This window comes from Dermatobacter hominis (genome assembly GCF_020715685.1).
Lineage (GTDB): Bacteria > Actinomycetota > Acidimicrobiia > Acidimicrobiales > Microtrichaceae > Dermatobacter > Dermatobacter hominis.
Window position 1 is genome coordinate 3,668,751 of the sequence record NZ_CP085840.1, and the last position, 19,696, is coordinate 3,688,446.

Annotated in this window: 17 protein-coding genes; 12 read left to right on the top strand and 5 right to left on the bottom strand. The window is 75.8% G+C overall.

All coding sequences use genetic code 11. From position 1 onward, the window contains the following. Nucleotides 1-26 precede the first annotated feature (26 nt). Nucleotides 27-758, top strand: coding sequence for an SDR family oxidoreductase (locus LH044_RS17145; protein ID WP_227756809.1), 732 nt, complete (start codon nucleotides 27-29; stop codon nucleotides 756-758). 133 nt (nucleotides 759-891) lie between these two features. On the opposite strand, the gene LH044_RS17150 is transcribed toward LH044_RS17145, so the two are convergent. Genes LH044_RS17150 through LH044_RS17160 form a run of 3 tightly spaced genes read right to left on the bottom strand, consistent with a single transcriptional unit; the run spans nucleotide 892 to nucleotide 4,549 of the window. Further along, nucleotides 892-2,172: a cytochrome P450 gene (locus tag LH044_RS17150; protein ID WP_227756810.1), complete on the bottom strand. Its 1,281-nt coding sequence runs from the start codon at nucleotides 2,170-2,172 to the stop codon at nucleotides 892-894. Further along, nucleotides 2,169-3,323, bottom strand: a complete 1,155-nt coding sequence (locus tag LH044_RS17155; RefSeq protein WP_227756811.1) for a M24 family metallopeptidase — start codon at nucleotides 3,321-3,323, stop codon at nucleotides 2,169-2,171. Before LH044_RS17155 ends, LH044_RS17150 begins: the two co-directional genes overlap by 4 nt. Further along, complete coding sequence (locus tag LH044_RS17160) at nucleotides 3,320-4,549, bottom strand: M24 family metallopeptidase (RefSeq protein WP_227756812.1); 1,230 nt, start codon at nucleotides 4,547-4,549, stop codon at nucleotides 3,320-3,322. The genes LH044_RS17155 and LH044_RS17160 overlap by 4 nt, the downstream gene beginning before the upstream one ends. 128 nt (nucleotides 4,550-4,677) lie before the next feature. Here LH044_RS17160 and LH044_RS17165 point away from each other — a divergent pair, with 128 nt between their 5' ends. Then, nucleotides 4,678-5,463, top strand: coding sequence for an SDR family NAD(P)-dependent oxidoreductase (locus LH044_RS17165; protein WP_227756813.1), 786 nt, complete (start codon nucleotides 4,678-4,680; stop codon nucleotides 5,461-5,463). Between the two features lie 20 nt (nucleotides 5,464-5,483). Here LH044_RS17165 and LH044_RS17170 read toward each other — a convergent pair whose 3' ends face one another. Beyond that, nucleotides 5,484-7,016, bottom strand: coding sequence for a class I adenylate-forming enzyme family protein (locus LH044_RS17170; protein ID WP_227756814.1), 1,533 nt, complete (start codon nucleotides 7,014-7,016; stop codon nucleotides 5,484-5,486). Between the two features lie 57 nt (nucleotides 7,017-7,073). On the opposite strand from LH044_RS17170, the gene LH044_RS17175 reads away from it, so the two are divergent. From LH044_RS17175 to LH044_RS17215, 9 genes are read left to right on the top strand one after another with little or no spacing between them, the layout of a single operon-like run. Then, entirely contained in the window at nucleotides 7,074-8,225 is a 1,152-nt protein-coding gene (locus tag LH044_RS17175) for an acyl-CoA dehydrogenase family protein (RefSeq protein WP_227756815.1), read from the top strand. Further along, entirely contained in the window at nucleotides 8,222-9,163 is a 942-nt protein-coding gene (locus LH044_RS17180; protein ID WP_227756816.1) for an acyl-CoA dehydrogenase family protein, read from the top strand. The genes LH044_RS17175 and LH044_RS17180 overlap by 4 nt, the downstream gene beginning before the upstream one ends. Then, nucleotides 9,160-10,833, top strand: a complete 1,674-nt coding sequence (locus tag LH044_RS17185) for a class I adenylate-forming enzyme family protein (protein WP_227756817.1) — start codon at nucleotides 9,160-9,162, stop codon at nucleotides 10,831-10,833. The genes LH044_RS17180 and LH044_RS17185 overlap by 4 nt, the downstream gene beginning before the upstream one ends. Then, nucleotides 10,830-12,044 carry an FAS1-like dehydratase domain-containing protein gene (locus LH044_RS17190; protein ID WP_227756818.1) on the top strand — a complete coding sequence of 405 codons (1,215 nt, stop codon included), beginning with the start codon at nucleotides 10,830-10,832 and terminating at the stop codon, nucleotides 12,042-12,044. Before LH044_RS17185 ends, LH044_RS17190 begins: the two co-directional genes overlap by 4 nt. Continuing rightward, entirely contained in the window at nucleotides 12,041-13,021 is a 981-nt protein-coding gene (locus LH044_RS17195) for an NAD(P)-dependent oxidoreductase (protein WP_227756819.1), read from the top strand. The genes LH044_RS17190 and LH044_RS17195 overlap by 4 nt, the downstream gene beginning before the upstream one ends. After that, nucleotides 13,014-13,676 carry a class II aldolase/adducin family protein gene (locus tag LH044_RS17200; protein ID WP_227756820.1) on the top strand — a complete coding sequence of 221 codons (663 nt, stop codon included), beginning with the start codon at nucleotides 13,014-13,016 and terminating at the stop codon, nucleotides 13,674-13,676. Before LH044_RS17195 ends, LH044_RS17200 begins: the two co-directional genes overlap by 8 nt. Continuing rightward, nucleotides 13,673-14,092: a gluconate 2-dehydrogenase subunit 3 family protein gene (locus tag LH044_RS17205; RefSeq protein WP_227756821.1), complete on the top strand. Its 420-nt coding sequence runs from the start codon at nucleotides 13,673-13,675 to the stop codon at nucleotides 14,090-14,092. Before LH044_RS17200 ends, LH044_RS17205 begins: the two co-directional genes overlap by 4 nt. After that, nucleotides 14,089-15,810, top strand: coding sequence for a GMC family oxidoreductase (locus LH044_RS17210; RefSeq protein WP_227756822.1), 1,722 nt, complete (start codon nucleotides 14,089-14,091; stop codon nucleotides 15,808-15,810). Before LH044_RS17205 ends, LH044_RS17210 begins: the two co-directional genes overlap by 4 nt. Then, nucleotides 15,807-16,856 (top strand): zinc-dependent alcohol dehydrogenase, encoded by a 1,050-nt coding sequence (locus tag LH044_RS17215; protein WP_227756823.1) that lies wholly within the window; start codon nucleotides 15,807-15,809, stop codon nucleotides 16,854-16,856. The genes LH044_RS17210 and LH044_RS17215 overlap by 4 nt, the downstream gene beginning before the upstream one ends. A 75-nt stretch (nucleotides 16,857-16,931) precedes the next feature. Here the strand turns inward: LH044_RS17215 and LH044_RS17220 are convergent, their stop codons facing one another. Then, the gene (locus tag LH044_RS17220) at nucleotides 16,932-18,332 is read right to left on the bottom strand and encodes a xylulokinase (protein ID WP_227756824.1); all 1,401 of its coding nucleotides are present in this window, start codon (nucleotides 18,330-18,332) and stop codon (nucleotides 16,932-16,934) included. A 118-nt stretch (nucleotides 18,333-18,450) separates the two neighbouring features. On the opposite strand from LH044_RS17220, the gene LH044_RS17225 reads away from it, so the two are divergent. Beyond that, nucleotides 18,451-19,692: a zinc-dependent alcohol dehydrogenase gene (locus LH044_RS17225; protein WP_227756825.1), complete on the top strand. Its 1,242-nt coding sequence runs from the start codon at nucleotides 18,451-18,453 to the stop codon at nucleotides 19,690-19,692. The last annotated feature ends 4 nt before the right edge of the window (nucleotides 19,693-19,696 follow it).

Consider the following 19,696-nt stretch of genomic DNA (forward strand, 5'->3'; position numbering starts at 1 on the left):
CGCCCACCGGGCAGACTTCCCGACCCATGGAGCGGAGCGCGAGGACGGCGATCGTCACCGGGGGCAGCAGCGGCATCGGGCTCGAGGTCGGGCGCCAGCTCGTGGCACGCGGGGACCGGGTGGTGCTGACCGCCCGCCGGGTGGGTCCGCTGACCGAGGCCGCCCGGGCGATCGGCGCCGAGGCGATCGCGGCCGACGCCACCGACCCCGCCGGCTTCGGCGCCGTCGTCGCCACGGCGGGCCACATCGACCTGGTGGTGCACGCCGCCGGCGTGATGGCCGGCACCTTCGTGCGCAAGGAGACCCTGGCGGAGTTCGAGCAGGTCGTACGGGCCAACCTGACGTCGGCGTTCGTCGTGGCGTCCTCGGCGCTGCCGGCCATGGGGCCGGGGGGGCGGTTCGTCTTCCTCTCGTCGAGCGCGTCGCGCGCCCCGCAACCCGGACGGGCCGCCTACTCCGCGTCAAAGGCCGGGCTCGAGGCCTTCGCCGGCGCGCTGGCCCGCGAGGTCGAGCGCGACGGGATCGCGGTCCACGTCGTCGCGACCGGCCCGGTCGCCACGCCGATGCTCGACGACGTGCGGTTCCCGATGCGGACCCTCGGCGTCGAGGAAGTTGCCGCCACCATCGTGTGGCTGGACGGCCTGCCGCCGAACGTCGCGCTCGGCGAGCTGCGGGTCACCTCGGTCGAGGACGGGCCCTTCGCCCCCGAGCCGTACGTGCCCGAGGCAGCCCGCGAGCTCGGCCGCACCGAGCTCTGACGCCACCCCGAACCCGTCGCCACCCCGGACTCGAACTGGCTGTCGTTCTGCCGGCCCTGGCCGGCAGAACGACAGCCAGTTCGGGCTCGGAGGGCAGGGCAGCCAGATGGGGCGGGCTGGGGTGGGGGGGCGGTCAGAACGGGCGGGCCGACGGTCCGAGGCGCGGGCCGGGGGTGAAGGTCGTCGGCATGCGCACGAGCCCGTTCAGCTCGGGGTTCCCCGAGTACGGGCGGGTCCGGGCCTCGTCGACGCGGTAGTCGGGGATCCGGTCGAGCACCTCCCGAACCAGGACCTGGAACATCGTCCGGGCCATGTGCATGCCGATGCAGCGGTGCGGTCCCGATCCGAAGGCGAGGTGGGGGTTCGGCGCACGGTCGAGCACCACCTCGTCGGGGACCTCGAAGACCCGCTCGTCGAGGTTGGCGGAGAGCCAGCTGATCATCAGGTGGTCGCCGCGGCGCAGCTGCTGGCCGCCGAGCTCGACGTCGGCGGTCACCGTGCGGGTGAGGGTCTCGTTGACCGAGAAGTAGCGGAGGTACTCCTCGGTCGCGCTCGTCATCAGCCGCGGGTCCTCGGCCAGGTGCCGGCGCAGGTCGGGGTGGCGGGCGAGGTGGAGCAGGCTCAGCGACGTCAGCGACGTCGTCGTGTCGAGACCGCCGCCGACCAGGTTCCACAGCACGCTGCGCACCTCGTCGTCGCCCAACCGGCGCCCGTCGACCTCGAGGGCGAGCAGGTCGCTGAGGAGGTCGTCGCGGGGCGCGGCGCGCCGCTCGGCCACCGCCTCACCCAGCCGCCCGAGCATCTCGGGGATGTTGCCCACGGCCGCGTCGAACTCCGGCTCGCCCGGGCGGTGCGCGACGGTCGCGTGGAAGAGCGCGGAGTAGGAGGCCCAGTCGTCGACGGGCAGGCCGACCAGCTCCATGGTCATCACGGCCGGCACCGGGCTGGCGTACTCGAGGACGAGGTCGATCTCGCCCGACTCGACGTGCTGGTCGAGGAACCAGCGGGCCGCCGCCTCCATCGTCGGGCGCATCCGGCCGACGGCGTTCGGGACGAGCCGGGTGTTGATCACCCGCCGCAGCGCGAGGTGCACCGGCCCCTCGACCTCGGCGATCCCTGCGGTCGGGATGGCGCGCCCGCGCGGGATCCCGGCGATGCCGAGGTAGGTCACCCCGTCGACCGGCTCGCGGAGGTGGGCCGACGAGAACGTCTCGGCGTCGCGCGACACCGCCTCGACCTCCTCGTGGCCACTGACCATCCAGAACCCGCCGTAGCGCTCGTTGAACGCGACCGGGCAGCGCCGGAGCTCGGCCCACGCCTCGCGCCGGCGCTCGTGGAACGCGGGGTCGTGGTGGTCGACGTCGACCACCGGGCAGCCGGCGGGCGCCGTCGCCCCTGCGTCGTCCGAGGTCATCGCACCCCTCCGTCGAGGTCGGTCGGCACGTGGGCGGTCAGCACCCGGGGACCGGCCTCCTCGAGCGAGACGAGGTCGCGACGCAGCACCCCGCCCACGCCGTCGGACGCCACCCAGGTGCTGACGGCGAGCACCGCCCCCGCCGCCAGGGCGGCGTCGGTCCCGTGGCGGTCGTCGACCAGCGGCGGCTCGGCGCCGAGGCCGATCCCGACCACGAGCGGCACCTCGGGCGGCGGCTCGCCGGTCGCCGCCCAGGCGGCCCGGAGCGCCGCGCCGGTCGCGCCCGGCCGGCAGGCGTCGAGCAGCCGGTCGTGGACGTGGTCGGCGCGCCGGGACAGCTCCTGCTGGGCGCCGGTCGGCGCACCGCCCACCACCCGCGTCCGGCCCACGCCGCCCTCGTAGCCACGGAAGAAGGCGCCGGGGTCGAGCGCGACGAGGCGGCCGGCCGCGATCGGGCCGGTCGAGTCGAGGTGCGGCGGTCGCGACGGGGCCCGCACGGGTGTGGCGGCGACGACGGCCTCGGTCGGGGCCGTCGGCGCGCCTCGAGCCGCGAGCTCGGCGAGGTACGTGGCGCGGAGGTGCCGCTCGGTGGTGCCGGGCCGCAGCGCCCGTTCGAGGGCGGCCAGTGCCCCCGTCGCCAGGTCGACCGCCGCCTCGATCCGGCGGACCTCGTCGGGGTGCTTGGGCAGGCGCGCCTGCCACGTGGCGGGGGTGCCGTCGACGAGGTCGGCGTCGGGCGCCGCCGTCGCCAGCAGGCGGTCGACCCCCGGGCTGGACGACGTGGTGCCGACCCGTCGGGCCGCGGCCAGGCCGGGGATCGCCGCCAGCTCGGCCAGCAGGTTCGCCGGGTTCCAGTGCAACCCGTAGAGGTCCTCGTGGCCGACCTCGACCGGCACGTCGAAGTCGGACACCGACAGGAGGTGCGTGCGCCCGGTCGCCCGCACCGCTACGCATGCCGGTCCGAACGGTCGGGCGCCCGCGGTCCACAGCTGCCTGGCGCCGGTGGCGAAGGCGACCTCGGCGGGGCGGCCGAGCACCAGCGCGTCGAGGCCGTGGTCCGCCATGGCCGCGAACAGGCGCCGCCGACGGTCCTCCCGCAGCGGCGCGTCGTCGACCTGCGACGGCCCGGTGCTCAGGACCGGCGCGGTCACGCCGCCACCATGGGCGAGGTCGCCACGAACGGGTCGTACGGGTGGTCGCTCAGGGGCATCCAGCCGTCGTCGGTGATGGCGACGACGTCCTCGGCCCGGTAGCCGGCGGCGCCGTCGTCCCAGATGACCGGCTCGAACACGAGCACCATGCCGGGCTCGAGCACCTGCTGGGCGTCGAAGGCCTCGCCCAGGTCCGTGCCGATCATCGGCATCTCGGCGCTGTCGGTCCCCACCGAGTGCGCCAGGTAGAAGTGCTCGACCCACGGGCGGGTCCCGCCCTCCGCGTCGATCGCGGCCCGGGCCACCTCGGCCGCCGTGGCACCGGGACGGCAGGACGCGAGCGCGGCACGGCACACCGCGAGCCACCGCTCGAACTGGTCGACCTGGCGTGGGCTCGGCGTCGGATCGGGCCCGGCGATCCAGGTGCGACCGAAGTCGGACGCGTAGCCGGCGACGTGCACCCCGGAGTCCACCCACACCACGTCGCCCTGCTCGAACGGCACCGGTGCGCTGGGCGTCGGGAAGGCGAGGTCGCCGTGCACGGTCCACGGGCCGTCGGCCCGCACCGGGGGGACGACCTGCCAGACGGGGTCGATCCCGACGAGCTCGGCGCCGAGCTCGACGACGTCGTGCGCGAAGCGGGCGGTCAGGTCGGTCTGGGTGACGCCGGGCCGCCGGAGCATGGGCTCGACCCCGAGCATGGCCGCCTCGTTGATGCGCTGCGCCTCGCGGATGCAGGCGATCTCGTCGACGGTCTTGCGCAGCTTCGCCGGCCCGAGGACCGTCGCCGCCGGTCGCACGTCGAACCCGGCGAGCGCCCGCCGCAGCGGGTGGGGCACCTCGTCGCAGCCGAGCCGCGGCGTGGGACCGACGATGCGGCGGACGGCGGCGGCGAGGAGGTCGGCGCCGTCGTCCAGGTCGGGCAGGGCGGCGGCGTGCAGGTGGTCGGCGGGCAGCTCGGGCGGGGCGCCGTCGGGGTACGGCGTGAACAGGTGCGGGAACGGTGCGCCCGCCACGACGAGCGCCACCGGGCGGAGGAGCGCGGCTCGTCCGCTGTCGCAGCCCGGTGCCGCTGCCCCGGTGGCGTAGGCGACCGCGCTGGTCCCGAGCAGCAGCAGCCCGTCGAGGCCGGTGCGGGCCAGGCCGTCCTGGAGCCGGGCGTGGCGCTCGGCGCGCATCCGGGCCAGGTCGGGCCGGTCGGGCAGTTCCCGTCCGTCGACGGTCATCGCGGCCCTCCCTTCGTCGGCACGGCTGGATGGTGCTGCGGCGCCGGTCGGGGTGGGAACGGACCGCCCCGGACGGACCTGACGCAGGTGTCAGATCATGCCACCGACTGGCCTACGGTGTGGCCCCGATGGACCTGGGACTCGAGGGCCGCGCCGCGATCGTCACCGGCGCCAGCCGCGGCATCGGTCGGGCGGTCGCCGGGCGGCTCGCGGCAGAGGGGTGCCGGGTGCTGGTCGTCGCCCGGGGTGCGGACGACCTGGCTCGGACGGTCGGGGCGCTGCCGGAGGGGACCGCCGTCGGGCACGTCGCCGACGTCACCGACCCCGCCGCCGCGGCGGGGATCGTCGGCCGCTGCGTCGCCGAGCTCGGCCGTCTCGACGTGCTCGTCAACAACGCGGGCGAGGCCCGGCCCGCCGCGATCGGCGACGTGTCCGACGACGACTGGCGGGCCTGCTTCGAGCTGAACCTCTTCGCGCCGGTCCGGCTCGCGACGGCGGCGGCCGCGGTGATGCGCTCGGCTGGGTGGGGGCGGATCGTCCACGTGACCTCGATCAGCGCGCGTGAGCCCGACCCGCTGTTCGCCCCGTACGGCGCGGCGAAGGCGGCGCTCGAGAACTTCTCCCGGTCGCTGTCGATGGACGCGGCGCCCGACGGCGTCCTCAGCAGCTGCGTCGCCCCCGGCATCACGTTGACGGAGATGGTGCGGACCAACGCCGCGACCTCGGCGGCCCGCTCGGGCGCATCGGAGGACGAGGTGATGGCGGCCATGATGGCCCGCCGTCCGAACGACGTCGGTCGCTTCGGGGAGCCCGACGAGGTGGCGGCGGCGGTGGCGTTCCTCGCGAGCGAGGCCGCGGGGTGGATCACCGGCGCGTCGGTGGCCGTCGACGGCGGCTCGCGCCGCTCCTGCTGACGTCGTCCCGAGCGCCGTCGTCAGAGCAGCGCCGGCAGCTCCGCCCGCACGATCTTGCCCATCGCGTTGCGGGGCAGTGCCTCGACCACCGTGATCCGCTCGGGGACCTTGTACGCGGCGAGCTCCCCGCGGAGGGCCGCGGTCAGCGCCTCGACGTCGATCGTCGCTCCCTCGCCCGGCTCCACCAGCGCCGCCACCCGCTCGCCGAGGCGTTCGTCGGGCACGCCGAACACCGCGGCGGCGGCCACGTCGGGGCGGGCGACGAGCACCCGCTCCACCTCGGCGGGGTAGACGTTGGCGCCGCCGCGGATAATCAGGAGGTTCGCCCGGTCGACCACGTGCACGTAGCCGTCCTCGTCGAGGTGCCCGAGGTCGCCGGTCCGCAGCTCGTCGCCGTCGAGCGCGGCGGCGGTGGCCTCGGGTCGTCCCCAGTAGCCGAGCATCGGCCGGTAGCGGTCGTCGGCGGCGCGGACGCGGAGCTCGCCTGTCCGGCCGACCGGCAGCGTCCGGCCGGCGTCGTCGGTGGCGCGCACCGACAGGTGGGGGAGCGGGCGGCCCGAGGCGCCCGGGACGTGGTGGCCGTCGCGGTCGTCGATCGACACGACGGTGGGGGCCTCGCTGAGCCCGTACGTGGCGACCACGGGGACCCCGAAGCGCTCGGTGAACGCGGCGCGGATCGGCTCGGGGCAGTCGGCCCCGCCGGTCCACACCTCGTCGAGGCTCCCCAGGTCGTCGGGCGCCACCGTCGTGGAGCGTGCGAGCGAGTGGAGCAGCGCCGGCGGACCGTTCCAGGTCGTGACCCGCTCGCGTCGGATCCAGTCCGCCACGCCGTCGGCGTCGATGCGGTCCATGACGATCGACGTCGCCGCGGCCTGCGACACCAGGAGCGTCGTCAGGACGGCCATGTTGAGGACGGTGAAGGGGAAGCAGTCGCCCTTGCGCAGCTCCGGCCCGTAGCCGCGCGACGCGACCAGCACGGCGCCGGGGAGGAGGAGGTTGCGCTGGCTGTGGACCGCCCCCTTGGGCCGGCCCGTCGTCCCGCTCGTGTACGCGAGCCCTGCGGGCGCGTCGGGGTCGACGTCGATCCCGATCGGCCGGTCGTCGGCGGCCCGCACCGCCGCCTGCCACGCCGCGAGCTCGACGACCCGGGCGCCGGCGTCGGGGAGCGGGTGGTCCGAGAGCATCAGCGTCGCACCCGAGTCGGCGAGCAGGTGGCGCTGCTCGGGCGGGGCGAGCGCACGGTTCACGCCGACCCAGACGGCCCCCAGCCGCATGGCGCCGTGGAACGCCACGACGACGTCCTGGTCGTTGGGCAGCGAGGCGGCGACGCGGTCGCCGGTGCGCACCCCCAGGCCGTGAAGGGCGCGGGCGGCGCGGTCGGCGAGCCGGTCGAGCGCCGCGTAGCTGAGCGGGCCGCTCGTCGTGACCAGCGCGACGCGGTCGGGATCCTCCCCGAGCGCCCGGTCGAGGACCCGCGCCACCGTGGTCGGCGCCGTCCCCGGCGTGGCGGACCGGTCGGGCCGGTCCCGTCCCGAACGCGCCGCCCGGTCCATCGACACCGAACGTAGCCCTCCGACTAACGTTCACGTCAGGTTTCTGGAGGGCACCGGATGGACTTCGACCTGGGGGAGCGGGCGGACGCCCTGCGGGAGCGGCTGCGGTCGCTGATCGCGTCCGAACTGTCCGACGACTTCCTCGGGGCGTTCACCGACGACCCCCACGACCTCGACGTGGCCCAGGCGTTCTGCCGGACGCTCGCGGAGGCGGGGCTGCTCACGGTGGCCTGGCCGCCCGAGCACGGCGGCGGGGGCGGCTCCCTGTGGGACCAGACGGTCGTCCGGGAGGAGATGTGGGCGCACCACGAGCCCCGGGGCGCGCAGTACATGGGGCTCAACTGGGTCGGGCCGGCGATCATGGCCTACGGCACCGACGAGCAGCAGCGGCAGCACCTGCGGCCGATCGCCGCCGGCGAGGTGATCTGGTGCCAGGGCTTCTCGGAGCCCGAGGCGGGGTCCGACCTGGCGTCGCTGCGCACCCGGGCCGAGCCCGACGGCGAGGGATGGCGGTTGACCGGCCAGAAGATCTGGACCTCGTACGCCGACATGGCGGACTGGTGCATCGTCGCCGCCCGCGTCGGCGAGGGGTCCCGCCACGAGGGGATCACGATGTTCCTGATCCCCATGACGTCGCCGGGCATCACGGTCCGGCCGATCCGGTCGATGCTCGGGCCGCACCACCTCAACGAGGTGTTCCTCGACGAGGTGGCTGTCGGGCCCGACGCCGTGCTCGGCGAGGTCGGCGGCGGCTGGTCCGTCATCCGGACCGCGCTCGCGCACGAGCGGGTCGGCATCGCCCGCTACGCACGGTGCGAGCGCCTGCTGTCGGAGCTCGGGCGGGTGCTGGCGCCGCACTGGGGCGACCTGCCGCCGTCGCTCCGCTCGCAGTGGGCCCGCGCGCTCGTGCAGGTGCGCGTCGCCCGCCTGCTCGCCTACCGCACGGTGCGGGCGCAGGAGCGGGGCGAGGTCCCCGAGGTCGAGGCCTCGGCGGCGCGGATCGCCGTGACGCAGTGCGACCAGTCGGTCGCCGAGACGCTGTTCGCCGCGCTCGACGAGGAGTGCCTCGAGGCCGGGCCCACCGCGCCGCTGCACGGGGCGGTGGAGGACCACTGGCGCTACGCCCAGGCGGCCACGGTCGCGAGCGGGACGATCGAGGTCCAGCGCATGATCGTGGCCAAGGCCGTGCTGGCGGGGGACGGCGCGTGAACCCCGAGCTGCCCGACGAGGCGGTGGAGCTGGGCGAGGTGGCGCGGCGCGCCTTCGCGTCGCTCGGCGGCGTCGACGTCGCCCGCCGTGCCGAGGCGGACCCCGACCTGCGCCGGACGCTCGTCGCGCCGCTGCTCGCGGAGCTCGGCGTCGACGACCTCGATCCGCGCCGCGACGAGGTGGCCGCCGCCGCGGCCGCCGCGGTGTGCGAGGCCGCGGGCCGCGTCGCCCTGCCGTACCCGCTGGCGTCGTCCATCGTCCGGGACCGGTCCGGCCGGCCGACCGCCGCGGTCCCGCAGCGCCGGTGGCGGGTCGACCACGGCGACCTCTTCGGCGAGTGGAGCGTCGGCGCGCTCGACGGTCCCGGCGGCACCGGCGCCCCGACGGCGGCGGTGGCCTCCGCGCGCCTCGGCCCCTTCCTGACCGACCTCGGCCCCACCGGCGGCGAGCCGGCGCCGCCGGTCGACGTGCTCCTCCACGTCGTGCTCACGGCCTGGGTGGTCCTCGGCGGCCTGGATGCCGCAGTGGGGTCGGCCGTCGAGCACGTCAACGGGCGCGAGCAGTTCGGGCGCCCGCTGGCGCGGTTCCAGGCCGTGCAGTTCCAGGTGGCCGACGCGTCCGTCGCGGTGGCGGGGCTCCGGGAGCTGGCGGCCTTCACGCTGTGGCGGCTGGTCTCGGTCGGGTCCGAGGCCCGCGCCGACGTGCTCGCCCTGCGGTTGCACGCGCTCGACGTCGCCCGGCCGGTGCTGCGCATCTGCCAGCAGCTGCACGGCGCCGCCGGCTTCTGCGACGAGTACGACGTGTCGGTCCTCGTCCGGTCGCTGCAGCCGGGGCTGCGGCTCCCCACGAGCGCGGAGCGCACCGCGGAGCTGCTGGCCGACGCGATCGCCTGCGACGGCTTCGACGGCCTGTTCCCCCACGGGCGGGGCGGCCGATGACCACGTTCACCGGCCCGGACCTCGCCTCGACCCCGGGCATCGGGGCGCTGACCCTCGGCGCGTTCCTCGACGAGGTGGTGGCCCGCTCGGATGCCGACGAGGCGCTCGTGCTCGACGACGAGCTCCGGGGCGGTGCGACCGTCCGGTGGACCTACGCGCGGCTCGGGGACGAGGCGCGTCGCATCGGTCGAGCGCTCGTCGGGGCCGGGGTGGCACCGGGCGACCACGTCGTCGTGGCCATGGGCAACCGCCCCGAGGCCGTGGCGGCCCTGTTCGGCGCGTCGATGGCCGGTGCCGTCGTGTCGCCCGTGTCGACGTTCGCGACCCGCCCCGAGCTCGAGCACGTGCTCGGGCTGGTGCCCGCACGCGTCGTGCTGACCCAGTCCCGGCTCGCGACCCGCCGGCTCGGCGACGACCTGCGGAGCCTCCGGGGCCGGCCCGGCACGGTCGCGGTGCTGGGCGAGCCGAGCTGGGACGAGCTGCTCGACCGCGGCACGGCCGTCGCCCCCGACGACCTCCGCCGGCGCGCCGTGGCCGCCACGCCCGACGACCCGGCCCTCGTGATCTTCAGCTCCGGGACGACGAGCGGGCCCAAGGCCATCCTGCACGGCCACCGGGCCGTCGCCCTGCAGTTCTGGCTCGAGGCGCAGGTGTTCGGCCGCCACCGGGCGACCCGGATGTACTGCGCCCTGCCGATGTTCTGGACCGCGGGGTTGAACACCGCGATGGGCGCCACGCTGGCCGCCGGCGGGTGCTGGGTCATGCAGGAGGTGTTCGAGGCCGGGGCGGCGCTCGCGCTCATGGCGCGCGAGCGCGTGACCGAGCCCTACACGCTGCCGCACCAGACCAGTGCGCTGGCCGAGCACCCCGACTGGGAGGCGACCGACCTCTCGGCGATGACGAGCGTCTACGGGCGGTCCGCCTTCGCCCGCCACCCCTCGGTGCAGGGCGATCCCGGGTGGATCGCGCCGGTCGGCTACGGCCTCTCGGAGACCTGCTCGTCGCTCAGCGCCCACCGCAGCGACACGCCCCGCGAGGTGGCCCGCTCCGGTCACGGGCGCCTGCTCCCCGGCGCCCTGCTGCGGGTGCTCGGCACCGACGGCGCGGCGCTCGACGCCGGCCAGGAGGGCGAGCTCGCCGTGGGCGGGGCGACGCTGATGCAGCGGTACCTCGGGGCCGCCCGCGCCGAGTGCCTCGACGCCGACGGCTTCCTGCACACGGGCGACACCGGCCACGTCGACGCCGACGGCATCGTCCACTACTCAGGGCGGCGCACCGAGATGATCAAGACCGGTGGCGCCAACGTCGCGCCGGCCGAGATCGAGGTGCAGCTCCGTGCGTTCCCGCCGGTGAAGCTCAGCCGGGTCCTCGGCGTCCCCGACGACGAGCTCGGCCAGGTCGTGGTCGCCTGCGTCGTCTGCAAGGACGGTCGGTCCACGACCGCGGCCGAGGTGCGCAGCTTCCTGCGCGAGCGCGTCGCCGCGTACAAGGTGCCCCGCCGGGTGCTGTTCCTGTCCGAGGACGAGGTGCCGATGACGACCGCCAGCACCAAGGTGCGCGACGACCGGCTGCTCGCCGTCGTCCTCGACCGGCTCGCCGCCGACCCCGATGACGGGCCCGCGCCCGCGCCGGTGCCCCGCCCACCGCTCGAGACAACGGGAGAGCGATGACCACCACCGATGCCCGACCGCCCGACGTGGACGAGCCGGACGACGAGCTCGACGTGTCGGACCTGGCGCAGCACATGGGCGTGCCCATGGAGCCGGGCGAGCTCAAGGAGCCGGTCGCCACCAACGACATCCGGCGCTGGGTGCAGGCGATGCACTACCCGAACCCGCTGCACTACGACGAGGTGTGGGCGTCCGAGAGCCGGTTCGGCACGATCGTGGCGCCGCAGTCGTTCACGGTCACCTGCGACACCAGCCACGGCTGCTCGCCGGCCCAGGTCGGCCGGATCCCCGACTCGCACCTCATCTTCGGCGGCGACGACTGGTGGTTCTTCGGCCCCCGGGTCCAGCCCGGCGACCACATGGTCTGCCACCGGATGCCCTACGACTACCGGGTCACCACGACGCGCTTCGCCGGGCCGACCTGCTTCCAGCGGGGCGACACCCTCTACATCAACCAGCGCGGCGAGCGGGTCGCGCTCCAGCGCTCGACCTCGATCCGCTACCGGGTCCGCACGGCCAAGGAGCAGCGGATGTTCTCCGAGCCCCGCGAGCCCGACTGGACCGAGGACCAGCTCGCCGAGCTCGAGGAGCGCAAGGGGGCCTTCATCTCGCAGATCCAGGAGCTGGGCCACGATCCCCGCCCGTGGGCGAGCGTGGCGGTGGGCGACCGGCTGGCCGAGCACGTGATCGGGCCGCACAGCCTGGCCAGCTTCGCCACCGAGTGGCGGGCCTACCCGATGACCGTGTGGGGCGCGACGGCCAAGGGCCCCACGACCGTCCGGGCCGAGGCGCTCGGCTACACGAAGGAGATGGCCGGCTTCGAGGGCGACCGCCGGATGGAGCGGGTGAACCCCGAGCTGACCGACGGCGCCTACTACGGGCCGTCCCGCGGCCACCTCCAGCCGCGCTGGGCCCAGCACGTCGGCATGCCGCGCGGCTACGGGTACGGCGCGTCGATGGGGGCCTGGATCATCGACTACGTCGCCGGATGGGCCGGCGAGTGGGGGACGATCACGCACTCGAGCGCCCAGTACCGCAGCCCGGCGTTCACCGGCGACGCCACGTTCCTCACGGGGGAGGTCGTCGACACCGGCGTGGAGCGGCGCCGCCGGCACCACGCCACGGTCGCGGTCGAGATGCGCAACCAGGACGACGCCGTCATGGCGACGGCCACCGTGCGGGTCGAGCTGCCCGCCGAGGAGGGCGCGTGAGCGGCCGCACGATCCTGTCGACGGCACCGCTGCGGGGGCCGTCCGTCGACGACCTCCGCTCGCTCGGCGAGCTGCTCGTCGACCCGTGGATCGACCACCAGCCCCTGCGCCTGTACTCCGCCGAGGACCTCGCCGCCCGGGCCGAGGAGGTCGGGGCGTCGGTGCTGATCTGCGAGGCGGACCAGTGCGAGGGGCCGGTGCTCGAGCTCGGGCTCGAGGCGATCGGCTCCACCCGCGGCGATCCGACCAACGTCGACGTCGAGGGCGCGACCCGTCACGGGATCCCGGTGCTGCGCGCCCCGGGGCGCAACGCCGACGCCGTCGCCGAGCTGGCGGTCGCGCTGCTGCTCGCCGCCACCCGCCGGATCGTGGCCGCCGACCGGGACGTCCGGACCGGCCAGGTCTACCGGGACGGCTCGATCCCGTACCAGCGGTTCCGGAGCTGGCAGGTCGCCGGCCGGACGGTCGGCATCGTCGGGCTCGGGGCCGTCGGCCGGGCCGCGGCCTGGCGCTTCGAGGGCCTCGGGATGCGGGTGATCTCGGCCGATCCCTTCGCCCCTGACGCGACCCACGACCTCGACGACCTGCTCGCCGAGGCCGACGTCGTGTCGATGCACGCCGCGGTCACCCCCGACACGGTCGGGCTGATCTCGGCCGAGCGCATCGCACGGATGCGGCCGGGCGCGGTGTACCTGAACACCGCCCGGGCGGCGCTCCACGACCTCGACGCGCTCACCGACGCCCTCGCGTCGGGCGCCGTCGGCGCCGCCGGCCTCGACCACTTCGAGGGCGAGCACCTCGGCGGGGACCACCCGCTCGTCGGCATGGACAACGTGGTGCTGACGCCGCACATCGGCGGCGCCACGTACGACACCGAGGTCCACCACACGACGTCGATCGCCGACGGGCTCGCCGCGCTGTTCCGCGGCGAGACGCCGGCCAACCTCGCCAACCCGGAGGTGATGGACCGTGGCTGACGTGACCACCTCGCCGACGACGACGGCCGATGCCGTGCTCGCCGCGGCCAAGGAGATGCTCCGGACCGGCCTGGTCGAGGGCACCTCCGGCAACATCTCGGGACGGCTGCCCGACGGCAGGGTCTGCCTCACGCCGTCGTCGGTCGCCTACGAGACGATGGCGCTCGACGACCTGGTCGTCGTCGACCTCGACGGCGAGGTGCTCGACGGCCACCGCTCGCCGACCACCGAGAAGGACCTCCACCTCTCGGCGCTCCGGCGCTACCCGGAGCTCGGCTCGGTGGTCCACACCCACGCCGTGCACGCCACGATGTTCGCGCTCGCCCACGAGCCCATCCCGGCCGTGATCGAGGAGGTCGTGGTCTACGTCGGCGGCGACGTCCCCTGCTGCGAGTACCGGGGCACCGGCACCGCCGAGCTCGGCGAGGAGGTGGCGTCGAGGCTGGCCGACCGGGGCGCGGTCCTGCTCGCCAACCACGGGCTGGTGACCTGCGGGTCGTCGCCCGAGCAGGCGCTGCACCACGCCGCCCTGGTCGAGCGGACCGCGCAGATCGTGTGGGGCGCGCGTGCGATGGGCGCCGAGATCCACCCGCTGCCCGAGAAGGTGAACCGGGACATGGCCGGCGTCTACCGGTTCATGCGGGAGAACCCGTGACCGGGCCGTTCACCGAGGACGAGCGTCGGGCCGTGGCCGCCGCGCTCGACGACGCCGTGCCGGGCTCGGTCGACGCCGGCGCGCTCGGCTACGTCGAGCAGCTGCTCGGGGCGTTCGACCACGAGCCGCCGCGGATCTGGGCGGCTCCCGGCGCCTGGTCGGGCGGACCGGGCGGCTGGCTCGAGCTCGGCCCCTGGGAGCGCCAGGCCTGGCGGGCGCGGCTCGCCGACTGGCTCGCGGCCTACCGACGGGTGGCCGCCGGCACGACCGACCCGGCCGACCTGCGGCTCCTGCACGTGCACGCCTGCGAGGCGACCTACGGCGACCCCGCCTACGGCGGCAACCGGGACGAGGCCGGGTGGCGGCGCATCGGGTTCCCGACGCCGGTGTTCCCACCGTCGCGGGTCGGCCCGTGAACGACTGCGACGTCATCGTCGTCGGCTCCGGCCCGGGCGGGGCCACGGCGGCCGAGGTCCTGACCGCGGCGGGGATGTCGGTGGTGGTGCTCGAGAAGGGCCGCAACCACCTGCTGTCGGCCGACCCGCCCTACGAGCCCCTCCGGCACTTCTCGAACGACGAGGTCGCGCAGCGGCGCCACCTCCTCGGCCCCGACCCGCTGCTCGAGCCCCGCACCTACCGGCGGGGCGAGGCCGACGGCGACCGCCTGGTCGTCGGCGAGGTCAACAACCTGCCCTCGACCGTCGGCGGCGGCGGGGTGCACGCGGATGCCAAGCTCCCGCGGTTCCGCGAGGAGGACTTCCTCCTCCGGAGCAGCCGTGGACCCGTCGACGACGCCGAGGTGCTCGACTGGCCGGTCACCTACGACGACCTCGAGCCGCACTACGCGGCGGTCGAGCGCCTGCTCGGCGTGGCGGGCGAGGAGGCCAACCCGTTCGCCGCGTGGCGCAGCGGGCCGTACCCGATGCCGCCCGGCGACGACATGCCGATGGCGCTGGTGTCGTCGGCGGCCGCCGAGCGCGCCGGCCTGCACCCGTACCGCGCGCCGACCGCGGTCAACAGCGTCCCGTACGACGGCCGTCCGGCGTGCGTCGACTGCGGCTTCTGCGGAGGGTACGGCTGCCCGGTCCACGCCAAGGGCGATCCGATCGCCGCGCTCCGGCGGGCGCTGCTGACCGGCCGGTGCCGGCTGGTGCCCGAGGCGTGCGCGATCGAGCTCGTGCTCGACGCCGGCGGGCGCCGGGCCACCGGCGTGCGCTACCTGGACCTGACGCAGCACCCCGACCCGCCGGTCCGGGAGCTGCGCGCCGGGACCGCGGTCGTGCTCGCGGGCGGCGCCTTCGAGACGCCCCGCCTGCTGCTGCGCAACGGGCTCGGTGGCGACCTGGTGGGCCGCTTCCTCACGTTCCACTTCCAGACCTTCGTCGTCGGCATCTTCGGCCGCCCGACCGGCGGCGAGCGGGGCCGCAGCGTGACGCACCTCCACGACGACCTGGTGGTCGACACGCCCGAGCTGCGGGCCGCCGCGGCCGCCGCCGGGCTCCCCTGGCTGCGCGGCGGGGTGGTGGAGCACGGGGCGGGCAACGCACCGGTGGAGGAGGCGACGACCTACCCGACCGGCGCGCAGCACACGGCGTCGATGTCGGCGAGCGCGCTGCGCCGGCACCTCTGGGTCTTCACCGTGCAGGGCGAGGACCTGGCGCAGGCGTCCAACCGGGTCGACCTCGACCCGTCGGTGCGCGACGCCTGGGGGCTCCCGGCGGGGCGCGTCACCTACCGGCCGCACCGCCACGAGCTCGTCGCGTCAGCGCACGCCGGCGCGCTGCACGAGGCCGTGATGCTCGACGCCGGCGCCGACTTCGCGTTCACGGCCACGTCGCCCCCGGTGGGCGAGGCGACGGACCACGCCGACATCAACCCGCTCGGCCTCGCGCCCGCGAGCCGCCACGTCATGGGGACCGCTCGGATGGGCACGGACCCGGCCACCTCGGTGGTGTCGCCCGAGCAGCGCCTCTGGGACGTCGACAACGTCCTGGTGTGCGACTCGTCGGTGTTCGTGACCTCCACGGGCTACAACCCGACGCTGACGCTCGCCTCGCTCGCGCACCGAGCCGCGTCGCTGCTGGCGGGCGTCGACGTCGCCCCCGTGGCCGGTCGGGAGGCGTCGACCACGTGAGCGGCCAGGTCGGGCGACCGCAGCAGATGCGCGCCGCGGTCCTCGAGGGACCGGGCCGCCTCGACGTGCGCACGGTGCCCGTCCCCGAGGTCGGTCCCGACGACGTGCTGGTCGAGGTCGAGCTCTGCGGGATCTGCGGCAGCGACCTGCACCTCGTCCTCGAGGGCTGGGGGCGGCCGGGCACCTGGCAGGGCCACGAGTGGGTCGGACAGGTGGTCGAGGTCGGCTCGGCCGTCGACCGGTGGCACCCGGGCGACGCGGTCGTCGGCGGCCCGCGACGGCCGTGCGGCGCGTGCGCGATGTGCCGGTCGGCGCGGCCCTCGCTGTGCGCCGGGCGCGACGCGCCCGGCCAGGAGGACCCGCCCGGCGCGTTCGCCGACTACCGGATCACCGCCTCGGCCGAGCTGCTGGCCCGGCCCGACGGTCTCGACGCGAGAGCCGCCGCCCTGGCCGAGCCGCTCGCGGTGGCCCTCCACGCCGCCACCCAGGGCGGGATCGTCCCGGGCCACCGCGTGCTGGTGGTCGGCGCCGGGCCGATCGGTGCGCTCGCCGTCGCCGCGCTCCGGGCCGCCGGCGTCGAGGACGTGCGCTGCGTCGAACCGGGCGAGCGCCGTCGTGCGCTCGCCCGGGAGCTCGGTGCCGACCGGGTCCTCGTGCCCGAGGAGCTCGAGGTCCCGTCGATCGCCGAGCCGGGTCGGGTCGTCGACGACGCCGTGGACGTGGTGTTGGAGTGCTCCGGATCGGCACGCGCGATGGAGTCGGGCCTGGCCCAGCTCGTCCGGGGTGGCCGCCTGGTCCTGGTCGGGGCGGGCATCGAGCCGCCCCGGTTCGACCCGAACCGCATCCTGTTGAACGAGCTCGTCGTCACCGGCGCCTACAACTACGACGCCGGCGGGTTCGAGGCGGCGCTCGCCCTGCTCGCCGGCGGTGCGCTGCCCGTCGAGACGCTGCTCGAGCCGGGCACGGTCGGCCTGGACGGCCTGCTCGGCGCCATGCGCGACCTGGCCGAGGGGCGCGTGGCCGGCAAGGTCCTCGTCCGTCCGTGACGGCCCGCTGCGCCCGGCGTCGGCGACGGTGCCCCGCTCCCGACCGGCGGTCCCGCGTGCGAGCCGACTGGTGGATCAGCGCGCCGGTGGGGCGGCGACGGCGGCGTCGGTGAGCTCGCGGAAGCGCTCGTAGCGGCGGTGCACCGCCACGACCCGGTCGTCGTCGGGTTCGACCCGGTGGCTCGTCCGGGCCCAGCGCCGTGCCGCGGTCATGTCGGGTTCGAGCCCGGCCGTGCAACGGGCCAGGAAGGCGGCGCCGAGCGCCGCCCCCTCGGGCACCGCGACCACGTCGACCGGCAGGCCGGTGGCATCGGCGAGCGCCCGGACCCAGTGCCGGGCCTGGGTGCCGCCCCCGGTGGCCACGATCCGCTGCGGGTCCACGCCGGCCGTCCGAGCCAGGTCCAGGTGGTGGCGGACGACGAAGCCGGCGGCCTCGTAGGCGGCCCGGCGAAGCTCGGCGGGTCCGTGGTGCAGGGTCGCGCCGTCGAGGACGGTGGTCAGGTCGCGCCGGTGCAGCGGCGTTCGCTCGCCCCGCACGTAGGGGAGCCAGACCGGGAGGTCGGCGGCGTCGACCTCGTCGAGCTGCTCGTCGGGGACCGGGCCGAGCCACCGCTCGACGGCGTCGAGGAACAGCCCGCCCGAGTTGCTCGGGCCGCCGATCAGCGCCCGGCCCGGCGCGGTGTGCGGGATGGTCCAGAGCCCCGGCACCTCGGGCCAGTCGGTCGCGACCGCCCACGTGATCTGCGTCCCGCCGCAGATGACCAGCACGTCGCCGACGTCGTCGGCGCCGGCGACGACCTGCTCGCCGAGGGCGTCGATCGTCCCGCCGCCGACCAGCGCGCCGGCGGCCGGCAGGCCGTCACGGACGGTGCCGACCGCGTCGCTGCCGCGGGCGATGGCCGGGAGGGCGTCGGTCGTCGTCCCGGCCTCGGCGGCGCGGGCCTCGTCCCAGCCCGTCATGTCGAAGAGCGGGAGCGCCGTCATCGCCGTCGTCGAGTCGATCGCCGCGGTGCCGGTCAGCTCGTGGTTGGCGACCGCCTGTGCGGGCCAGAACCCGGTGGCCGTGGGGGCGGCGGCGGCGAGCCAGCCGAGGAACGCGAGCAGCTCGCCGCTGTCGCCCGGCAGCGCCGGGTCGCGCGTGGCGGTCGCTCCCCGGTGGTCGCCGTAGAGCAGCCCGGGCGAGAGGGCGCGCCCGTCGGCGTCGACCGCACCGAGCGACGGCACCATGGCGGCGACGTCGACGGCGACGACCTCGAGGTCGCTCGCGACCCGGTCGAGCGCCTCGACCACGTCGGCCCGCCAGGCCCGGTCGATGTCGTGCTCGCAGGCGCCGGCGGCCGATCCGCCGACCGGGTGGGCGACGCGGGTGCGGGCCAGGACGCGGCCGTCGGCGTCGGCCGCGACGGCCTTGACGGAGGTCGTGCCGATGTCGATCCCGACCGTGACGGGGCCCGTCGGACCCGCCGGTGCCCCCACGCCCCCCGAACCTGACACGAGTGACAGAATAGGTCGCCGGCATCGGGGGCGTCGGCCGACGGGGGGTCCTGAGCGTGGCCATGACGGTGAGGGGCGCAGCCGGCAGGGAGCCTGCCAGGTGAGGGCGCTGGTCTTCGGCACCGACGCCCAGCCGTTCACGCCGCCCGACGGCGCGAACCGACTCGTGCGCAACCTGGCCAGCACGCCGTGCGCGCTGCTCGACGTGCCCGACGCGCGGCCCCTGCGACCCGACTGGTACGTGGTGCGACCGCTGCTCACCGGCATCTGCGGATCCGACGCCAAGCAGGTGCTGCTCGACTTCGGCGGCGACAGCGACAGCGCGATGAGCGGGCTGTGCTCGTTCCCGCAGGTGCTCGGCCACGAGGTGGTCGGCGTCGTGCACGCCGCCGGCCCCGAGGCGGCGGGCTTCGAGGTGGGCGAGCGCGTCGTGCTCAACCCCTGGCTGTCGTGCGCGCCCCGGGGCATCTCACCGATGTGCCCGGCGTGCCGTGCCGGGGACCTCAGCCTCTGCTGGAGCTTCACGACGGGTGACATCAGCGCGGGCCTGCACACGGGCGTGTCGAGCGACGCCAGCGGCGGGTTCGCCGAGCTGATGCCCGCGCACCCGACGATGCTCTTCGCCGTCCCCGACGGGATCGACGACGAGCACGCCATCCTGGCCGACCCCTTCGCCGTGTCGCTCCACAGCGTCACCCGGCACCCGCCCCCGCCCGGCGGCCGCGCGCTCGTCTGGGGCGCCGGCGCGCTCGGGAGCGCGGCGGTGGCGATCCTGCGGGCGCTGTTCCCCGACGTCGAGGTCGGGGTGGTGGCGCGCTTCGACGCCCAGGCCGACCTGGCCCGCCGGCTGGGAGCCCACGAGGTGTTCCGCACCGGTGAGCGGGAGCCGCTGCTCGAGGAGCTCGCCGCCTGGTCCGGGGGAGTGCTGCAGCCGACGATGGAGGGGCTGGGCGGCCTGCCGATGTGCCACCCCGGCGGCATCGACGTCGCCTACGACACGATCGCCAAGCCCGAGACCCTCGAGCTCGAGGTGCGCGTGCTGCGCGCCCGCGGGACGCTCGTGAAGAGCGGGGTGCACGCCCCGGGCCGGTGGGAGTGGAGCCCGCTCTACTTCAAGGAGATCTCGCTCGTCGGCTCGAACGCGTTCGGCATCGAGGAGGTCGAGGGCGAGCACCGCCACGGCATCGAGCACTACCTACGGCTGGCCTCGAGCGGACGGGTCGACCTCACCGGGCTGCTCACCCACACGTTCGGCCTGTCGGACTGGCAGGCCGCCTTCGCCGCGCTCGCCGACCAGGAGCGCACCGGCGCCATCAAGGTCGCGATCGACCCCGCCCGCTGACCGG

Coding starts and splice junctions, on each gene's coding strand:
- LH044_RS17145 (WP_227756809.1), top strand. CDS start 27: ATGGAGCGGAGCGCGAGGACGGCGATCGTCACCGGGGGCAGCAGCGGC.
- LH044_RS17150 (WP_227756810.1), bottom strand. CDS start 2,172: ATGACCTCGGACGACGCAGGGGCGACGGCGCCCGCCGGCTGCCCGGTG.
- LH044_RS17160 (WP_227756812.1), bottom strand. CDS start 4,549: ATGACCGTCGACGGACGGGAACTGCCCGACCGGCCCGACCTGGCCCGG.
- LH044_RS17165 (WP_227756813.1), top strand. CDS start 4,678: ATGGACCTGGGACTCGAGGGCCGCGCCGCGATCGTCACCGGCGCCAGC.
- LH044_RS17170 (WP_227756814.1), bottom strand. CDS start 7,016: ATGGACCGGGCGGCGCGTTCGGGACGGGACCGGCCCGACCGGTCCGCC.
- LH044_RS17175 (WP_227756815.1), top strand. CDS start 7,074: ATGGACTTCGACCTGGGGGAGCGGGCGGACGCCCTGCGGGAGCGGCTG.
- LH044_RS17185 (WP_227756817.1), top strand. CDS start 9,160: ATGACCACGTTCACCGGCCCGGACCTCGCCTCGACCCCGGGCATCGGG.
- LH044_RS17190 (WP_227756818.1), top strand. CDS start 10,830: ATGACCACCACCGATGCCCGACCGCCCGACGTGGACGAGCCGGACGAC.